Source organism: Acidihalobacter yilgarnensis, assembly GCF_001753245.1.
In the GTDB taxonomy this organism is placed as follows: domain Bacteria; phylum Pseudomonadota; class Gammaproteobacteria; order DSM-5130; family Acidihalobacteraceae; genus Acidihalobacter; species Acidihalobacter yilgarnensis.
Window position 1 is genome coordinate 1 of record NZ_CP017415.1, and the last position, 17,608, is coordinate 17,608.

At 54.3% G+C, this 17,608-nt stretch carries 14 protein-coding genes and 1 riboswitch; of the genes, 9 read left to right on the top strand and 5 right to left on the bottom strand.

The annotated features are described in order from the left end of the window. The 8 genes from dnaA (at position 1) to BI364_RS18160 (ending at position 10,792) form a co-directional block, all read left to right on the top strand. Positions 1–1,332, top strand: coding sequence for a chromosomal replication initiator protein DnaA (gene dnaA / locus BI364_RS00005; protein WP_070077013.1), 1,332 nt, complete (start codon positions 1–3; stop codon positions 1,330–1,332). 249 nt (positions 1,333–1,581) lie between these two features. Next, on the top strand, positions 1,582–2,679 hold the full coding sequence (gene dnaN / locus BI364_RS00010) for a DNA polymerase III subunit beta (protein ID WP_070077014.1): 1,098 nt from the start codon (positions 1,582–1,584) through the stop codon (positions 2,677–2,679). A gap of 17 nt (positions 2,680–2,696) precedes the next feature. Further along, the gene (gene recF, locus BI364_RS00015; protein ID WP_070077015.1) at positions 2,697–3,776 is read left to right on the top strand and encodes a DNA replication/repair protein RecF; all 1,080 of its coding nucleotides are present in this window, start codon (positions 2,697–2,699) and stop codon (positions 3,774–3,776) included. 25 nt (positions 3,777–3,801) lie between these two features. After that, on the top strand, positions 3,802–6,201 hold the full coding sequence (gyrB, locus tag BI364_RS00020) for a DNA topoisomerase (ATP-hydrolyzing) subunit B (RefSeq protein WP_070077016.1): 2,400 nt from the start codon (positions 3,802–3,804) through the stop codon (positions 6,199–6,201). A gap of 37 nt (positions 6,202–6,238) precedes the next feature. Then, positions 6,239–8,278 (top strand): M3 family metallopeptidase, encoded by a 2,040-nt coding sequence (locus BI364_RS00025; RefSeq protein ID WP_070077017.1) that lies wholly within the window; start codon positions 6,239–6,241, stop codon positions 8,276–8,278. Positions 8,279–8,283: 5 nt separating this feature from the next. Then, positions 8,284–9,090: an exodeoxyribonuclease III gene (gene xth / locus BI364_RS00030; protein ID WP_070079769.1), complete on the top strand. Its 807-nt coding sequence runs from the start codon at positions 8,284–8,286 to the stop codon at positions 9,088–9,090. After that, positions 9,087–10,553 carry a 4-hydroxy-3-polyprenylbenzoate decarboxylase gene (gene ubiD / locus BI364_RS00035; RefSeq protein ID WP_070077018.1) on the top strand — a complete coding sequence of 489 codons (1,467 nt, stop codon included), beginning with the start codon at positions 9,087–9,089 and terminating at the stop codon, positions 10,551–10,553. Before xth ends, ubiD begins: the two co-directional genes overlap by 4 nt. Positions 10,554–10,645: 92 nt before the next feature. After that, on the top strand, positions 10,646–10,792 hold the full coding sequence (locus BI364_RS18160) for a hypothetical protein (RefSeq protein ID WP_197495773.1): 147 nt from the start codon (positions 10,646–10,648) through the stop codon (positions 10,790–10,792). Positions 10,793–10,869: 77 nt separating this feature from the next. Continuing rightward, positions 10,870–10,955, top strand: a riboswitch (cyclic di-GMP riboswitch). Between the two features lie 456 nt (positions 10,956–11,411). Here the strand turns inward: BI364_RS18160 and BI364_RS00040 are convergent. Together BI364_RS00040 and BI364_RS00045 are read right to left on the bottom strand one after the other, a co-directional pair. Continuing rightward, positions 11,412–12,314 (bottom strand): DMT family transporter, encoded by a 903-nt coding sequence (locus tag BI364_RS00040; protein WP_083251053.1) that lies wholly within the window; start codon positions 12,312–12,314, stop codon positions 11,412–11,414. 33 nt (positions 12,315–12,347) lie between these two features. Next, positions 12,348–13,211, bottom strand: a complete 864-nt coding sequence (locus tag BI364_RS00045) for an SDR family oxidoreductase (protein WP_197495774.1) — start codon at positions 13,209–13,211, stop codon at positions 12,348–12,350. Between the two features lie 65 nt (positions 13,212–13,276). Here BI364_RS00045 and BI364_RS00050 point away from each other — a divergent pair, with 65 nt between their 5' ends. Beyond that, a complete protein-coding gene (locus tag BI364_RS00050; RefSeq protein WP_070077020.1) occupies positions 13,277–14,329 on the top strand; it encodes a CDP-6-deoxy-delta-3,4-glucoseen reductase in 1,053 nt (350 codons plus the stop codon). Between the two features lie 30 nt (positions 14,330–14,359). Here the strand turns inward: BI364_RS00050 and BI364_RS00055 are convergent, their stop codons facing one another. Genes BI364_RS00055 through BI364_RS00065 form a run of 3 tightly spaced genes read right to left on the bottom strand, consistent with a single transcriptional unit; the run spans position 14,360 to position 17,606 of the window. Further along, positions 14,360–15,652, bottom strand: a complete 1,293-nt coding sequence (locus BI364_RS00055) for a heme biosynthesis HemY N-terminal domain-containing protein (protein WP_070077021.1) — start codon at positions 15,650–15,652, stop codon at positions 14,360–14,362. Further along, positions 15,649–16,803 (bottom strand): uroporphyrinogen-III C-methyltransferase, encoded by a 1,155-nt coding sequence (locus BI364_RS00060; protein WP_070077022.1) that lies wholly within the window; start codon positions 16,801–16,803, stop codon positions 15,649–15,651. Before BI364_RS00060 ends, BI364_RS00055 begins: the two co-directional genes overlap by 4 nt. Then, positions 16,800–17,606, bottom strand: coding sequence for a uroporphyrinogen-III synthase (locus BI364_RS00065; RefSeq protein WP_070077023.1), 807 nt, complete (start codon positions 17,604–17,606; stop codon positions 16,800–16,802). The genes BI364_RS00060 and BI364_RS00065 overlap by 4 nt, the downstream gene beginning before the upstream one ends. Positions 17,607–17,608 lie beyond the last annotated feature (2 nt).

Consider the following 17,608-nt stretch of genomic DNA (forward strand, 5'->3'; position numbering starts at 1 on the left):
TTGGCTGGCAGTCCACTCTGGCAATCCTGTATTGCTCAGCTCCAGAACGAACTATCCGAACAGCAGATCAATACCTGGCTGCGCCCGCTCCATGCGGACGAATCGGCCCATTCACTACGCCTTTTGGCGCCCAATCGCTTTGTGCTTGATTGGGTGCGTGAACACTTTCTCAGTCGCATCAACGAAATCGTGGCGGAAATCAGCCACCGTCATGACCTCCCGGTACTCATTGAGGTAGGTAGCGCCGAGGCCAAACCCAAGGCTGCCCCCGCACGTAAATCCGGCGCTGAAATCGAACGTAGGGCTAGCGCTCGGCACAACATCAACCCGAGTTACTGCTTCGACAACTTCGTCGAAGGTAAGTCCAACCAACTTGCGCGTGCAGCGTCCTTTCAGGTCGCGGAAAATGTAGGCAGGGCCTACAACCCCCTGTTTATCTATGGTGGCGTCGGTCTAGGCAAGACGCACCTGATGTATGCCGTTGGCAACGCCATCCTGGCGCAGCGTCCAAATGCGCGCGTCATTTACCTGCACTCTGAACGCTTCGTCGGCGACATGATCAAGGCCCTCCAGCACAACGCCATCGCTGACTTCAAACGTTACTACCGATCCGTCGACGCGCTGTTAATCGATGACATCCAGTTTTTCGCTAACAAGGAACGCTCTCAAGAGGAGTTTTTCCATACTTTCAATGCATTGCTGGAAGGGCAACAGCAGATTATCTTGACCTGCGACCGCTATCCCAAGGAGGTCGACGGGCTAGAGGAGCGTCTCAAATCCCGTTTTGGCTGGGGGCTCACAGTTGCCATAGAACCCCCAGAACTGGAAACGCGTGTAGCCATCCTTCAACGCAAGGCCAGTGCGGCAGGCATGGTATTGAGCAGTGAAGTAGCCTTCTTCGTCGCCAAACGAATCCGATCCAACGTCCGTGAACTGGAAGGTGCGCTACGACGAATCATCGCCAGCGCGCAGTTCAGTGGCAGGGAAGTCACCCTGGACTTCACGAAGGAAGCCCTGCGAGACCTACTTGCCCTACAAGACAAGCTAGTAACTCTCGACAACATCCAGAAGATCGTGGCGCAGTACTACAACATACGAGTCGCAGACCTGCTTTCTACCCGCCGCAGTCGTTCGATTACACGACCACGTCAGCTTGCCATGTCACTTTCCAAGGAATTCACCAGTCACAGCCTGCCTGAAATTGGTGATGCCTTCGGCGGTAGAGACCATACAACCGTACTGCATGCCTGTAGGAAAATCAAAGAGTTAAGAGCGAGCGACGCTAGGATGGAAGAAGACTACACCAACCTTGTGCGCTTGCTAACCAGCTAAAACTTAACTTGCTGTGGATAACCTGTATACATACTCTTGATCAAATAGTAGGGCAAAATAGCGAACAGGTTATCCACAGGTAGATGACAGCCGTCGAGTTCGCTTACACATGCGATATATTGCTTTTTTATGCAGTAAATACAATAAGATAGTAAACTTATCCACAGAAAAGGTGCTACCCTATTACTACAGTCTTTTAATATTTAAACCCTAATAACTACCCGCACACCGACACTGGAAGCCTGGACCATGCGTTTCTCGATCAGCCGTTCTGAACTACTCAAACCTCTTCAGCGTGTCATCGGTGCGGTCGAGCGCCGACAAACAATGGCCATCCTCGGTAATGTCCTTTTGCAGATCGATGGCAATCGGATGCAACTGACGGCAACGGACCTTGAAATCGAGTTAGTCAGTCACTGCTATCTGATCGATGGCGACAACGGTTCTGCAACCGTGCCCGCTCGCAAGCTCTACGAAATCTGTAAAGCGTTACCGGATGATTCCGAAATTTCGTTGGAATTTGAGGATGGGCGGGCGGTACTGCGCTCCGGCGGTAGCCGATTCTCATTAGTGACCCTACCCGCGAGCGAATATCCCAATCTGGATGAATTCGTCCCTCAAGCGCAGTTCTCCTTGAGCCAGGCGCAACTAAAGGGGTTGCTGGTCCATAGTTCGTTTGCCATGGCGCAGCAGGATGTCCGCTATTACCTCAATGGCTTGCTACTTGAAGCCAATGCGAGTCAGGTTACTGCCGTCGCTACGGATGGGCACCGCTTGGCCTTGGCGAAACTGGATAATGGCGTCGGGACGGGCGAGCACGCGGTGATCGTGCCTCGCAAGGCGATCATGGAATTGGTCAGAACGCTCGATGAGCGTGATGCCGTCGTTAGTATCAATTTGGGTACGCAGACGATTCGCTTTGAATTTGATGACGTGCGCTTTACTTCAAAACTGATCGATGGCCGTTTCCCGGACTACAAGCGTGTGATACCAACGGGAGGAGAGAAGATCCTGACGGTGTCCAAAGATGTCCTGCGTCAGGCGCTTCAGCGTGTATCGATTCTTTCCAATGAGAAATACCGGGGCGTTAGGATTGGCCTGGACAAGCAGTTGCTTCGGGTCGAAGCTCATAATCCTGAACAGGAAGAAGCCCAGGTTGACTTGCAAGTTGACTACGATGGTGAACCACTGGATATCGGTTTTAACCTGACGTATCTGCTAGACGTGATTTCCACAGCAGCCGGTGAATCGTTGCAACTTTGCTTCAAGGATTCGAACAGTAGTGTGCTGATAACGGATCCGAGCGAACCGAGCGCTTTGTACGTTGTTATGCCAATGCGGCTCTAGTCGACGGCATCGTCAGTGTGCTGACGGAGATTGCGTTTTCTAACATTAGGAACCTGCAGGCTCAGCAACTTGTGCCAGGATCAGGTGTCAACCTGATTACTGGCGGTAATGCGGCTGGTAAAAGCAGCGTGCTTGAAGCGATACACCTGCTTTCCCTTGGCCGCTCGTTCCGAACTTCTCAGCTTGACCGGGTAATCCGCCAACCGCTGGACGCATGTTGGGTGCGCGGCCGGATCCGCGACGGGATCGACGGACGAGAACGCCTCATAGGCTTCCAGCGCGCGGACAAAAAGAACAAATCAAGAGTCGATGGTGCTGATGCCTCTAGCGTTGCCCAGTTGGCCAGACTTTTTCCGGTCCAAATCATCCACCCCGAATCGCATCGTTTACTGACCGGTGGTCCATCACTCCGTCGTGCATTTCTGGATTGGGGGTGTTTCTATGCGGATACCAACTTTCATCTCGCGTGGCGTCAATATCGTCGCGTATTGCTTCAGTACAACACTGCGTTGAAACGACAGTTAGACTCCAACACCCTACAGAGTCTTGAAACTGAGTTGTCGTTGCGTGGTATGGAACTGGACGAATCTCGTCGTCGCTACCTTAGCGAATTCTTGATGGCCCTACCCGTGACGGACGGCTTATGGCCAGACAAGTCGGATCGCTCGTTCAGATACGATTCGGGTTGGACAGATGGAATTTCATTGAATGAAGCACTAGCACGAAATAGGCTGCGCTCTATGCGCGCCGGGACGGCTCTCGTAGGACCGCATCGAGCCGAATTGCGTGTAGAACATCAAAACGAGGCTGCTGCTGCAGTTCTGTCCAGAGGTCAAATCAAGCGCGTTACCGTTGCATTAATGTTGGCGCAAATAGAGCTCTATGAGCGAAACGCCAGTTGTAGTTGCGTACTGATGGTTGACGATGTGGCATCGGAACTTGATTCTGAGTCGATGTTACTGGTCAGCCAGGTGGTTATGCAGCGTGGCGGCCAATGCTTTATTACTGCGCTGAGTGACCGCGATGTTGAAGCGTTTACCCGCCTTAACCACCGGATGTTCCACGTGGAACATGGGCAACTGAGCGAACTGGTATAATGGCCAGCTGCCATAGAGGTGAAATATGTCTGAGACCCAGAAGAGCTACGATTCGTCGAATATCAAGGTCCTGCGGGGGCTGGATGCCGTACGTAAACGTCCTGGTATGTACATCGGGGACACGGATGACGGGACCGGATTACATCATATGGTCTTCGAGGTCGTCGACAACGCCATTGATGAGGCGTTAGCTGGACACTGTCATTCGATCAAGGTTGCGATCAAGTCCGACGGTTCTGTTTGCGTAGAGGATGATGGTCGAGGCATCCCAGTGGATATGCACCCGGAAGAGGGTCGTCCAGCTGCGGAAGTGATTATGACGGTGCTGCATGCTGGCGGGAAGTTCGACGACAACTCCTACAAAGTCTCAGGCGGGCTTCATGGCGTTGGTGTATCCGTTGTAAACGCCCTGTCAGAATGGTTGGAGCTGACCGTCTATCGAGATGGCTTTGTTCACCACCAAACATATCGGATGGGTGAACCTGCGACGCCGCTTCGCAAGGGAGAAGAATCCACACGCACGGGAACGATAGTCCACTTCAAACCGAGCCCAACGATATTCGGAGATACCGAATACCACTACGAGATTCTTGCGAAGCGCCTACGTGAATTGTCCTTCCTGAATTCAGGGGTCAGGATTGAGCTCAGTGACGAACGTAGCGAAAAACTAGACGTGTTTCAATATGAAGGTGGCATCCAAGCCTTCGTCACGCATCTGAATCGCAACAAGGAACCGATACATCCGACTGTGTTGTACTTTAGTGCCGAACGAGAGGATATCGGCGTCGAAGTAGCCTTGCAGTGGAATAATACGTATCAGGAAACTATTTTTTGCTACACGAATAATATCCCGCAAAAGGACGGTGGCACGCATCTAGCGGGTTTTCGTGCGGCTATGACCAGGACCCTGAATCAATACCTTGAAGCTGAAGGGATTTCCAAGAAGCAAAAGGTATCGATGAGTGGTGATGACGCCCGTGAAGGACTTACGGCTGTATTGTCCGTTAAGGTGCCTGATCCTAAGTTTTCGTCGCAAACCAAGGAAAAGTTGGTTTCGTCGGAAGTAAAGGCGGTAGTCGAATCCGAGATGTCGGAACGGCTGCAAAGCTTTTTGCTTGAGTATCCTTCCGAAACCAAATCCATTGTGGCGAAAGTCGTTGACGCAGCCCGTGCCCGCGAGGCGGCTCGGCGCGCTCGGGAGATGACACGGCGTAAAGGCGCGCTCGATATCGCTGGTCTTCCGGGTAAGCTCGCAGACTGTCAGGAACGGGATCCTGCCTTGTCCGAATTGTTTTTGGTCGAGGGCGATTCAGCTGGCGGGTCCGCCAAACAGGGTAGAGACAGACGTACACAAGCAATACTGCCATTGAAGGGCAAAATTCTTAACGTAGAAAAAGCGCGTTTCGACAAGATGCTGGGTTCGGCGGAGGTTGGAACGCTGATTACGGCTTTGGGCTGTGGTATAGGCCGAGATGAATTCAATCCGGATAAGCTGAGATATCACCGCGTAATCATCATGACTGATGCTGATGTCGACGGCTCGCATATTCGAACCTTGTTGCTGACCTTTTTTTACCGGCAGATGCATGAATTGGTTGAGCGTGGGCATATCTATATCGCCCAGCCGCCGTTGTACAAAATCAAACGCGGCAAGCAAGAAAATTATGTGAAGGATGATGCGGAGATGACCGCATATCTATTACAAAATGCCTTGGATGGGGCGCAACTACATATTAATGGGGCGGCGCCGCCACTTAGCGAGGAAGCATTGGCGGAGCTTGCGAAGCGATATCAAGCTTGTCTTGCAACGGTTAGGCGCCTAGCTCGACGTTACCCACCTGAAATCACTGGCGAAATGATGTTTCATCCATTGGGCGCAGAGGCTGGAGATTTAAGCTCTCTCGGTACGTGGCTGCAAACGCTGGTTGATCGAGCAAATGCGAAGCTTGAGGCAGCCAGTCTACGAGTTATGATTGATGAGGAGCGCGCGGTGGTTTCGCTTATCCGCACTCAACATGGCTTGGATACTGAAAAAGAATTGCCGTTAGGATTTTTCCAATCGGCAGAATTTGCGTTATTGAATGGCCTGGCTGAACGTATCGATGGTTTACTCGAATCCGGCGCCTTTATTCAGCGTGGTGAACGCCGCCAGGAAGTAGCCCATTTTGCACATGTGATGCAATGGTTGACTGAAGAAGGCAAACGCGGTGTTTCAATTCAACGCTATAAAGGTTTGGGAGAGATGAACCCAGACCAGTTGTGGGAGACCACAATGAACCCCGAAACGCGGCGTTTGCTACAGGTTCGAATAGAAGATGCGGTTTCGGCCGATGAGGTATTCACAACATTGATGGGTGATCAAGTTGAGCCGCGTCGAGATTTTATCGAAGCGAATGCGCTCAAAGCGGAAAATATAGATATATAGCCTTATTAATCAATTGGTTAAGAAATAAAGGTATTATATGCACAATCCTTTGCTCGATGCGTCCGGCCTCCCTGAGTTTGCAAGCATCAAGGCAGAGCATGTGGTTCCGGCGATCACCGAGATACTTAGTCAGAACAGAGGCAAGTTGGCGCGCCGATTGGCGAGCGACGAAGCGCCGGATTGGCGTAATGTGGCTGAATTTATGGCAGAGCTCGACGAAAATATCGAACGGGTATGGTCCCCGGTCCGACATCTCAATGCTGTAGCCAATCACGATTCTTTACGCCAAGCCTACAATACTTGTCTGCCGTTGATTTCGGAATACCACACTGAACTCGGTCATAATCGCGAGCTGTGTGAATTATGGCGTTCGCTCGGAGAGCAGGCGGAGACAAACGTACTCGATGAATCGCAGCGAAAGTTGATTAGGGACACTCTGCGCGATTTTTATCTCTCTGGTGTGGATCTCGATGAGGATAGGAAGCAATCATTTTCAAATCTGCAGCAGCGATTATCGGCGCTGCAGGCGAAGTTCGAAGAAAATATACTCGATGCAACAGATGGCTGGAGCATAACGTTTGTTGATGACGGCCGCTTAGCCGGCATGCCCGCATCTGCGCTTGCGCAAGCCAAGCAGGCAGCGCTCGCGCGTGGTGAGAAGGGATATCGCCTCACCCTCGATTTTCCGTCCTACGATGCTGTGGTGAGTTATTGCGAAGATCGTGAGTTACGTAAGCAGGTATATACGGCATACGCGACACGAGCATCAGATCAAGGCCCACATGCCGGTCGGTGGGATAATTCTGGTGTTATGCGTGAGATCCTGGATGTGCGAAGACAACTCTCGCAACTGCTCGGTCTGAACTCATTTGCTGAAGAATCTCTGATGACCAAGATGGCCGAGTCGCCAGAAGAAGTGCTTGGTTTTTTGCAAGACCTTGCTGAGCGGTCACGTCCCGCAGCTCAGAGGGAACTTGATGAGCTTAGAAAATTTTCGGCACAGGAATTGTCCTTACCAAATTTAGAGTCATGGGATTTGGCATATGCATCGCAGAAACTTCGGGAAAAGCGCTATGCCTTCAGTGAAGAACAAATCAAGGCATACTTTCCCGTCGACCGAGTCCTGAAAGGATTATTTGAGCTGGTGGCTGAGCTGTTCAATGTGAATATTACCGTCAGCCAAGCACCATACGAAACTTGGCATAGCGACGTCAGATTTTATGATGTGATGGATGCTACGGGTACGTTACGTGCTCAATTTTATATAGATCTTTACGCGCGCGAGCATAAGCGCGGCGGCGCATGGATGGATGAGTGTCGGGGATATCACATAAAACCCAATGGGAGCAGTCACCCAATTGCTTATCTAACCTGCAATTCATCGCCACCTGTCGATGGTACACCTGGATTATTTACTCACGACGATGTCGTCACTTTATTCCATGAATTTGGTCATGGTTTGCACCATATGTTGACACGGGTACCCTACGCCCAGTTGGCCGGAATTCGCGGTGTTGAATGGGATGCTGTCGAATTACCCAGCCAATTTATGGAAAATTGGTGTTGGCGGGATGAGATACTTGAGCGGATATCTGGACATTACGAGACAGGTGAGTCTCTGCCGAAATCATTGCGCGATTCACTGATAGCGACGCAGTTTTTCCAGGCGGGTATGCAGATGATCAGACAGATCGAATTTTCAATGATCGATATGCATTTGCATATGGTGAGGATATCCGATGAGAGCGGGATACAGGAAATCGTGGATTCAGTTAGAAATGAAATAGCTGTGATTACACCACCAAAATTTAACCGGTTTCTGCAGGGTTTCGCACATATATTCGGTGGCGGTTATGCCGCCGGTTACTACAGCTATAAATGGGCCGAAGTGCTTTCTGCCGATGCCTTTTCAAGATTTGAAGAGGAAGGTTTATTCAATAGAGAGACAGGCGCTTCTTTTTTACGGGAAATCCTGGAAATGGGTGGTTCTAAACCCGCTATGGAATTATTCAAAAATTTCCGCGGCCGAGAACCCAGAATCGATGCATTGCTCCAACATACCGGAATTGCAGCCTGATGCCCGTGAAAATCGCGAGCTGGAACGTCAATTCCCTAAACGTAAGGCTGGAACATGTCAAGGACTGGCTTGCCAGTGAGCGACCGGATATTCTCGCAATTCAAGAAACCAAGTTGCCAGATGATCGATTCCCTGCAGACGAATTTAAACAGATTGGTTACGAAGTAGTATTTTCTGGGCAGAAAACCTATAACGGTGTTGCGCTACTCGCCCGTTCTGGCTTTGGTATTAGCAATGTACTAACCGATATACCCGATCTGAATGACCCACAGAGGCGAATACTCGCAGCCGATGTGGGAAAATTGAGAATACTTAATTTATATGTCGTAAATGGTCAGTCCGTAGGATCAGAAAAATATGCCTATAAAATGGATTGGCTAAATCGCATTGTAAAATTTATCGAGTCCGACATGGTCGGTCGAGATCATTACATTATATTGGGCGATTTCAACATCGCACCTGACGATAGAGATGTTCACGATCCTGAAGTTTGGCAGGATAAAATCCTTTGCTCGAAACCTGAGCGGGCGGCATTGGAGGCAATAAAATCTCTGGGTTTCTCAGATACGTTTAGATTATTTGAGCAATCCGAAGCATCATTTTCATGGTGGGATTACCGCGCAGCCGGTTTTCGCCGAAACATCGGTTTGCGGATAGATTTGTTACTGGCCAATACTCAGTTGGCCGAACTTTGCGTGAAATCCTGGATTGACCGCACTCCGCGAACATGGGACAGGCCATCGGACCATGCACCCATCGTGAGCGAATTTACCTTGGATATCGTACAAGCAGGCAATTTGGCTTCGCCATGAAATATAGAGATTTAAGGGATTTCATCCGGCAGTTAGAACAACGCGGAGAATTGCGCAGGGTACAGATAGAAGTCGATCCCGCCTTGGAGATGACGGAGATTTGTGACCGCACACTAAGGCTGGGAGGTCCGGCCTTGCTGTTCGAGCGGCCAAAAGGTCATGTTATTCCCGTCCTGGGCAATTTGTTCGGCACGCCGGATCGTGTGGCATTGGGGATGGGTGAGGAATCTGTCGAGGCTTTGCGCGAAGTCGGACGTTTACTGGCTTTCCTTAAGGAACCCGAGCCGCCGAAGGGGCTCAGAGAAGCCTGGAAAAGTTTACCGATATTCAAGAAGATTTTGGATATGGCCCCTAAATTGGTCACGGGTGCGGCGTGCCAGGATGTGGTTTGGGAAGGTGAGGATGTTGACCTAGCGAAGCTCCCGATACAAACCTGTTGGCCAGGTGATGCTGGACCATTGATTACATGGGGTTTGGTGACTACGCGAGGCCCATACAAGGAACGCCAGAATCTCGGCATCTACCGCCAACAGGTATTGGGCCGCAATCGTGTGATCATGCGTTGGTTATCGCATCGTGGTGGAGCCTTGGATTATCGTGATTGGCAACGCGAGCATCCAGGCGAAGGTTTTCCGGTCGCGGTGACACTTGGTGCGGATCCAGCGACAATACTGGCGGCGGTGACACCTGTTCCCGACAGCTTGTCGGAATATGCATTCGCGGGTCTGTTACGAGGCTCGAAGACCGAGTTGACCCGATGTCTGGGTTCAGACCTTAGAGTACCCGCCTCGGCTGAAATCGTACTCGAGGGCCATATCTTTCCTGGTGACGAAGCCGAAGAAGGCCCGTTCGGCGATCATACGGGTTATTACAATGAGATTGATCGCTTCCCTGTGCTGACCGTCGAGCGCATCACCCACCGCCGTGACCCGATTTACCATAGTACCTATACCGGTAGACCGCCTGATGAGCCAGCCGTATTGGGGCTGGCGTTGAACGAGGTATTCGTACCTTTACTGCAAAAACAGTTCCCCGAAATTGTCGATTTTTATCTACCGCCTGAGGGATGTTCATATCGAATGGCCGTTGTGAGTATGCGCAAGCAGTACCCAGGCCATGCAAAGCGAATCATGATGGGCGTTTGGAGTTTCCTCAGACAGTTCATGTACACAAAATTCGTGATCGTGGTGGATGAAGATATCAATACACGCAATTGGCAAGATGTGATCTGGGCGATTACGACGCGAATGGATCCTGTGCGTGACACCGTCTTGATGGAAAACACACCGATCGACTATCTCGATTTTGCCTCACCGGTATCGGGTCTAGGTTCCAAGATGGGTATGGATGCTACGAACAAGTGGCCGGGCGAGACCCAGAGAGAATGGGGCCGCCCCATCAGCATGGACGCAGAGGTCAAGTCTAGGGTGGACACTATCTGGCATGCCCTGGACCTTGATTGAGCACAGGGATGAGGGATAAACCGGCAATTGCCGGTCAAACACGCTCTTACCTACCCATAAGTATTTCAATAAAATCGACTGTAGGAGGTTATATGCGCCGTCTCGGCTTGGTGCTCACCGGTGTTTGGTTGCTGTTGACCGGATTGAGCTCGCTTGTGCACATTCGTTTCGAATATCGCGAATTACTAATGTCAGCTCTTGCAGTAGTTGCGGGTATTCTGCTGATCGTACAGCGCTAATAGGCCGTTCGTCTGCCATTTCACACCATTTATCCAGAAGCTTGCCATTGGGCTCGGTATACGCTTAACATCCATAGTTCTAATAAGGGCAAACTCGTCGAAAGGCGAGGACGCAAAGCCAGGGGTCTAAAGCTCAATGGAGCCATGACAGCCGGTTGCCACGGCGGAATCAGCACTGATTCCGAGTGAATCATGCGACTCACTGAGTGCGGCAGCGGATGACGGGCGCTTGGTCTTGAGACTCCCTACCGATAAGTAGGATGATGAGAGAGCTCGCGATGAACCGATTTGGCGGTGTACGAGTCTTGCTATTGGCTAGCTGCCTAATGGTGCCGTCGTTGGCATTGGCGAGTACGCAGCTGGATCAGCCGGAAAATAATTGTCTTACCTGGACTCTGGTTGGGACGAAGACCCGGTCAGTAAACCCTCAGTTATTGATTGATACGATCAGCAGTGCTCGCGGGACGGCTTCACCTGCCAGGGTGATGGGTTACACGCCGGCACGTCTAGGATTTTATCTGGGGCCAGCAAACGAACCACCGGTTTCAATCGTGGGCCAGGATTTCAGGCAGGATCTTGCAGGTAGAATCAAATACGGATTTTATCTCGTCAGTACGTTCTAAAATCCATCCGCACGCCGGCGGAATGGATGGCTGAATCCAACGTTGGTTAGGTAGACGCCAGCGATTACCAAGCCACCTCCGACCAGAAGCGATCCGTCGATCGACTCCCCAAGCATGAAATGCGCCAGTGCGATTGCGCTGATCGGCACAATATTGATGAAAATGCTGGCGCGTGTCGCGCCAATTTTTTTGATCCCCTGGTAATACCATACGAAGCCCAGTGCAGTGCCGGCAATGCCGAGGTAGGCTAGATTTGCCCAATCCAGAATCGAATAAGTCCACATGTTGTGAACAGTGCCAGCATAGAAGGCAGGCCAGGCGAGCAGTAGCGTGCCAGCGATCGACGAATAGGTAACCGATGCTAAGGGTGAGAGGCCCCGCATAAGCTGGCGACCGAGGAGCGAGTAGGCGACCCAGCTCAGTAGGCAAACGAGTATATCTAGCGTCCCGCGTGGTAGCGCCCCCAAAAGGAGGTCCGCGGGTCTGCCGTGCGAAATGACTAACAGCGCACCGGCGAGAGAGATTGCAATTCCAAAGAGACGGACTGGTCCGAGCGGTTCGCGCAATAGTAGCCAAGACAACAGTGCGATCACGGCAGGATTCATCGCGATTGTGGCGGCGGCCCGCCCGGCCGCGAGCGTTTCCAATGCCCTGAAGAAGAAAAGGTTGTAGGCGAAGACCCCGGTCAATCCAAGCAGAATAACGGCAAGCAACTGGCGGATCGTCAGTCGAGGTAAGCCACCCTCGCTGAACTGCGCGAAGACGAAGAGACCGAACGACGCGAATAGGAAGCGGATGAAGGCGGCCGATGCGGGCTCCACGTGTCCGGAAAGCAAGCGTCCAGAGACGAAAGTGCCGCCCCATATGATCGCCATGGCAACAAGTTTAAGGTAGGTCAAATCGGGTACTTCCGTACGTGGCGATCGGCGTAATCAACGGGTGTTGGTCGATGAAAATGTTGGGTAGCGCAGCTCGATGCCAAGTTTCTCGATTAGCAGACGATTGTCGAGGCGCCTGGACTCGGTCAGATAGACGCGTTCGGCTGGGCTTGCAGTACTTAATGCGGCACCGAGCGTGGTCGTTGGAGGGCGTGGGAGTCCCTGGGCATCGGCCACAGCTAGGATAAATTCGCTGCTGCTACTGGGATTGCCGTCGGAGACGTTGAAGAGCTCGTCATGCCCTATCCGGTTCAGCGCGGCGATACAAATCGCGCTCAGATCTTCGATGTGAATACGATTGCTCCAAGGCGCCTCCAATGGTGCGACCACAGGCCGCGTCTGGCGTATGCGTTCGATGGGCAAGCGATCCGGTCCGTAGATACCCGAGACACGCAATAACGTACGACTGCAGTGGTGCCTCATACACCATTGATGCAGTTGTTGTTCGGCATGCAGCCTGCGACGTGCGCGTGCGTTGTTCGGTTGGGGTATGGCCGTTTCGTCGACCCAACGCCCACCGCAATCGCCATATACGCCGCTGGTGCCGACATAGACTATGTGGGCAGGCGGCTTTTTCGCCAGCAAGCTGAGTACCCGCGATAGGCGTGTATCGAACTCTCCGTTGGGTGGTGGCGCGACGAGATAAAGCAGGCGGTAGGGGGTATTGGGTAAGGGGATTGCCGGCGGACTAACGTCATCGAGATCGATGGAGGTGCTGGGGATGCCAAGCGCACTTAATGCCGCTGCCCGCTCAGGGCGGCGTGTGCTTGCAAACACCTCATGTCCGGCCTGCCGATGCAAGCGTTGGGCGACGTGATGACCCAGATAGCCACATCCGATAATCAGCGTTGTCGTCACGATCTTATATCCCATGGACCAATGACCCATAATACTGCGTTCGGAATCATGCGGATGGATTGGCAATGAGTTTTACGGTGACCCTGCGCCCGAGTGGCCACAGTTTTGAGGTAGACGACGACGAACGCATCCTGGAGGCCGCATTACGGGAAGGCTTCGCGTTTCCCTATGGTTGCCGTAACGGGGCGTGTCGCAGCTGTCTCGGGCGATTGATTGAAGGTGAGGTCGACTACGGACCGAAGAAGCCGCCGGGCCTGAGCGTGCATGATATCGAATCCGGCAAAGTGCTTTGCTGTCAGGCAGTGCCGTTGAGCGACTTGGAGCTGGAGGTCCGTGATATCGGCGCGGCACGTGGCATCGTAGTCAAGACGTTGCCGGTACGCGTAGCTGCTCTGGAGCGGCTCAATCACGATGTGATGGAGATGCGTCTGCGACTGCCGAGTACGGAGCAACTGGAGTTTTTACCGGGGCAGTATATCGATATTCTGCTCAGAGACGGTAAGCGCCGCAGTTTTTCGCTGGCCAACCCGCCGCACCGCAGTGAATATCTGGAGTTGCATGTACGGCATGTGACCGGCGGTTTGTTCACAGGCCAAGTGTTCGAAAGCATGGCGGCTAAGGCACTGCTGCGTATAGAAGGCCCGCTCGGGGCATTTTTTCTGCGGGAGGATAGCGAGCGGCCGATGCTCATGGTGGCCGGCGGTACGGGCTTCGCGCCGATCCAGGGCATGATCGAACATGCCATGGAGATGGACAGTAACCGACCGATACATTTTTTCTGGGGTGCACGCGCCAAGGAAGACCTGTATCGCCACGAGCGCGTGCAGGCGTGGGCAACAGACTGGGAGCCCCTGCGTTACACGCCGGTGCTGTCGTCGCCTTCGCCTGACGACGCCTGGTCGGGGGAAACCGGCTGGGTACACGAGACCGTACTGCGCGCCTATCCGGACATGAGCGCCTACGATGTCTATTTGTGTGGCCCGCCCGCGATGATTGAAGCTGCCGAAGCCGCATTTATCGCGAGAGGCTTGCCGGAAGACCGGCTGTTTTACGACAGCTTCGAATACGGAGCCGATACGCTGGACGCGATACAGGCTGATGGCGGCGACGCGGTATGACGGTCGCGCCCACCGCGCTGCAATGTGGGGTTAAACCGTGTAGATGTCATCGACGTCGTTGACCAGGCGCTCGCTGATCTGCGGTCTGATGTAACGGTCCCGCTCAAGCCGGGGTTGATGGGTGCGTCCCAGGCTATGGGGGCCGTGTATCAGTAGGTTCAACCCGCGATGGTAGCAGTCGCTCGCCACCTCGCCCTCGCCGATTTGCACGAGTAGCTCGCCAAGTTCCAAATAGGCCTCGCCGCTGGGGTTTTCCGCGAGGCTGGCCTCGTAGTAGCTGCGGGCTTTACCCCAAAGCTGTGCTGCCCGGCTAATCCGCGCGAGGCTTAGCAAGAGCGCGGCGCTATGCGGGTTGGTACGCAGCCAGGACTCGGCCTGTTTCAGCTGCCGTGCCGGGTCCACGGGCGTCAATAAGCCGTAGCGAGCGGCGAGCGCATCGCTCCACAAGCGATTGAGGCTACGCGCCAACAGGCGTTCGGCTGATTCCGCCGCGCCCAGCGCGATCAGTTGGTCGACGTAAAGACTGATCAGCTCGGGCCGCTGCCGGCTCTTGCGCGGCAATGCCTCCCAGAAGGCACTCAATCGTTCCAGATCGACGCGTTCGGTCTGGCGCGCGAACAGCCCGCTGAGCACCTTGATTTCGAGATCCTCGACCCGCTCCGGGCTCATCGCCGTTGTGCGGCGCAACTTTGGCAGGAGTTTGGCCAAAGCCTCCCAGTCGTTGAGCTGGAGATACAGGCGGCCCAACAGCTTGGAGACGTAGGCGTGATCCGGCGCGACTTCACGTAAATGATTGAGTGTGGCCAGCGCCTGTTCCGTCTGGCCGTGTGCGAGTTGCAACTCGGCTTGGGTCAATTCGACGGCGATTTGTGCGTTGGGATTGTTTTCCAGGGCGCGCCGCAGGTACTCGTCGCGCCGATCATAGGCCTGTTGCATCTGCGCGCTTCTGGCCGCAGCAAGAAAATTGAGTAGGGGCGTCTGGCTACCGGAAACACTGCGAAGCAGTAAACGCTCGGATTCCTTCCATCGACCCTCCGCGAGTTCTATGAGTCCGCGGGTCAGGCCACGTCTGGCACGTTCAGCACGTCGCAGGTGTAGACGCGATGCGATGTCGCGAGGCGCACGCCACACGCGTGCGAGCAGACGGATCAAGCCATAGAGCAAGATAAAGCACAGAACTAGGATCACCAGTAGGTCAACGAGTGACAGTTCGACCGACCAGTGCCCCCACGCCAGTACGGCATAACCGGGATCTCGCAGCGCCCAATGTACTGCCGCGCCGGTCGCTAGCATCGCAAGCAGGGCAACGAGCAGGAGTCTCATGGCGTCTGGCCCCCTGCCTGTGCGGGCTTACGCTCAGAGAGATGTTTTTTCAGGCGTGTGAGAGCTTCTCCGATGTTCGGCATGGCTGGCGCGATATCGATGGCGTTGAGCTTGTCGAGGGTTTCCACCATCCCAGTCCTCAAAGCCGTATCACCGGAGGTGTCCTGAAGTACCTTGAGGATCGCAGCCAGCGAATGGTGATAGGCGGTATTATCGCCAGTGATGACGGCGGCCCGTGCATTTTCAAGGTACAGATAAAGCGATTGTGCGGCCTGTGCCTGCGTCGTGACGACAGCCAGGTCGCTGACCCGCTGGGGGTAGTGCCGGATGCTGACGTGCTCGGAAATGCTCCGCCAGACGGCTTCGATGAATCCACGGAACCCGCCGGATGGTTTGACCGCGGGGGCTGCACTCTCGGTTGTCGCGCCATTTTTATCGAGCAGCGTAGCGCCTAGCGGAGTCGGTAAGACGATCCGGCTCATGATCTGATTGAGTTGCAGCAGAATGCCGACCTTGTCCGGGCCATGGTAATCGCGTAGGGATTGGATCTCGGCAGCAAGCGCTTGGCGAACCGGCAGGAGGTCTGCATCGCCAAGGCGGGCCAGTCGCCGGTCCGCCAGGGTCAGGGCGTCATCGGCACCGTGGATGTCATGCAGTAGATCAAGCTGATAGCGGGCGATACGCATGAGATATGCGGCCTCCGAGAGTACCCAGCCGCGTTGGTCCCGCTGACTCAGGACCTGACTCTGTTGCAGGGTTTGACCGAGCGATTGTAGTTCGCGTGTTTGTGCTTCCTGCTGAGTGGCGAGCTGATCGGTCTGTCTGCCAAGCCCCTGCATATCCTCACGCGAAGCCTTTTCGGCCAACGCCTGGCGGAGGGTCTGCAGCTTCGTATCCTGCGATGCGATGGTTTGGCGGAACTGCATCCACGCCCAGTAGCCCGCGCCGCCGCCAGCCGCGAGGAGTAACAGGGCAAGCACGGCCAACACCAGCGCCACGCGAGCACCGTTAGCGCCACGTACCCGAGGCGCGGGTTCCGGGTGCTCCGGCTTGGAAGTCTCCGGTGATGCGGCCGACACCGATTCGTTGGCCACGGTGGTCGGCGTGGCCTCGTTGTCGGGCTTCGATTCTGGGGTTTCGGTTGTATTCATGGTGCTTCCCGGTGGCATGCCCAGTCGGTGAGGGCGTCGAACATCGCTTCGTCGCTTGGATCCTCGGCAACGACGGGCGGTAGCTGGTGGCCCAATTCCTGTGCGGTTTCGGCGATGCGGGTGCTGCCCAGGATCAGTGGCGTCTTGCGCAGCCACATCTGACCGAGTTTGCCGACCATATCGAACAGGTTGTGCAGGCCCTCCGCGCTGGTGACCAGCACCGCGTTAACCTCGCCGCGCGACCAGTGATACAGCAGCGCACCGTTATCGGTGGAGGGCTTCTCCCGACGATAGGCGTTCGCATAGACAACATCCGCCCCTCTGGCCCGCAAGGTGTCGCCGAGCATCTCACGGCCACCATCGCCGCGGAAGATAATGACGCGACGACCGTTCATGACCTGCAGTTCCGCCGCTTCCAGCAGCGCCTCGCTGTCGAAGCGGCGGCCAGGGCGTATGTCCACGGTAAGTCCGAACTGCTCCAGCGCACGCCCGGATTTCGCACCGATGGCCGCGATGCGCGTGCGTGCGGGCCACTCGCGACGGGCCTTGGTCAGGTTCATCACCTTGTGCACGGCGTTTGGGCTGATGAAGATCGCCAGATCAAAGGTATCGAGCTGATCGATCAAGCGGATCAGCGGACCGCTGTCGATCGGGTCGAGAATTTCCAGCACCGGGAAGCGGATGGCGCGGCCGCCGGCGTCTTCGATGCGAGAGCAGAGTTTGTCCGCCTGATGCGCTGGCCGCGTGACCACAACGCCAATACCTGCGAGAGGCGTTTGCGACAGAGGTGCGGTTGTGGACACGC

What these genes read in the sequence shown, in the direction of transcription:
- dnaN (WP_070077014.1), top strand. Translation starts at nt 1,582, where the DNA reads ATGCGTTTCTCGATCAGCCGTTCTGAACTACTCAAACCTCTTCAGCGT.
- BI364_RS00050 (WP_070077020.1), top strand. Translation starts at nt 13,277, where the DNA reads ATGAGTTTTACGGTGACCCTGCGCCCGAGTGGCCACAGTTTTGAGGTA.
- BI364_RS00055 (WP_070077021.1), bottom strand. Translation starts at nt 15,652, where the DNA reads ATGAGACTCCTGCTCGTTGCCCTGCTTGCGATGCTAGCGACCGGCGCG.
- BI364_RS00025 (WP_070077017.1), top strand. Translation starts at nt 6,239, where the DNA reads ATGCACAATCCTTTGCTCGATGCGTCCGGCCTCCCTGAGTTTGCAAGC.
- ubiD (WP_070077018.1), top strand. Translation starts at nt 9,087, where the DNA reads ATGAAATATAGAGATTTAAGGGATTTCATCCGGCAGTTAGAACAACGC.
- gyrB (WP_070077016.1), top strand. Translation starts at nt 3,802, where the DNA reads ATGTCTGAGACCCAGAAGAGCTACGATTCGTCGAATATCAAGGTCCTG.
- BI364_RS00060 (WP_070077022.1), bottom strand. Translation starts at nt 16,803, where the DNA reads ATGAATACAACCGAAACCCCAGAATCGAAGCCCGACAACGAGGCCACG.
- BI364_RS18160 (WP_197495773.1), top strand. Translation starts at nt 10,646, where the DNA reads ATGCGCCGTCTCGGCTTGGTGCTCACCGGTGTTTGGTTGCTGTTGACC.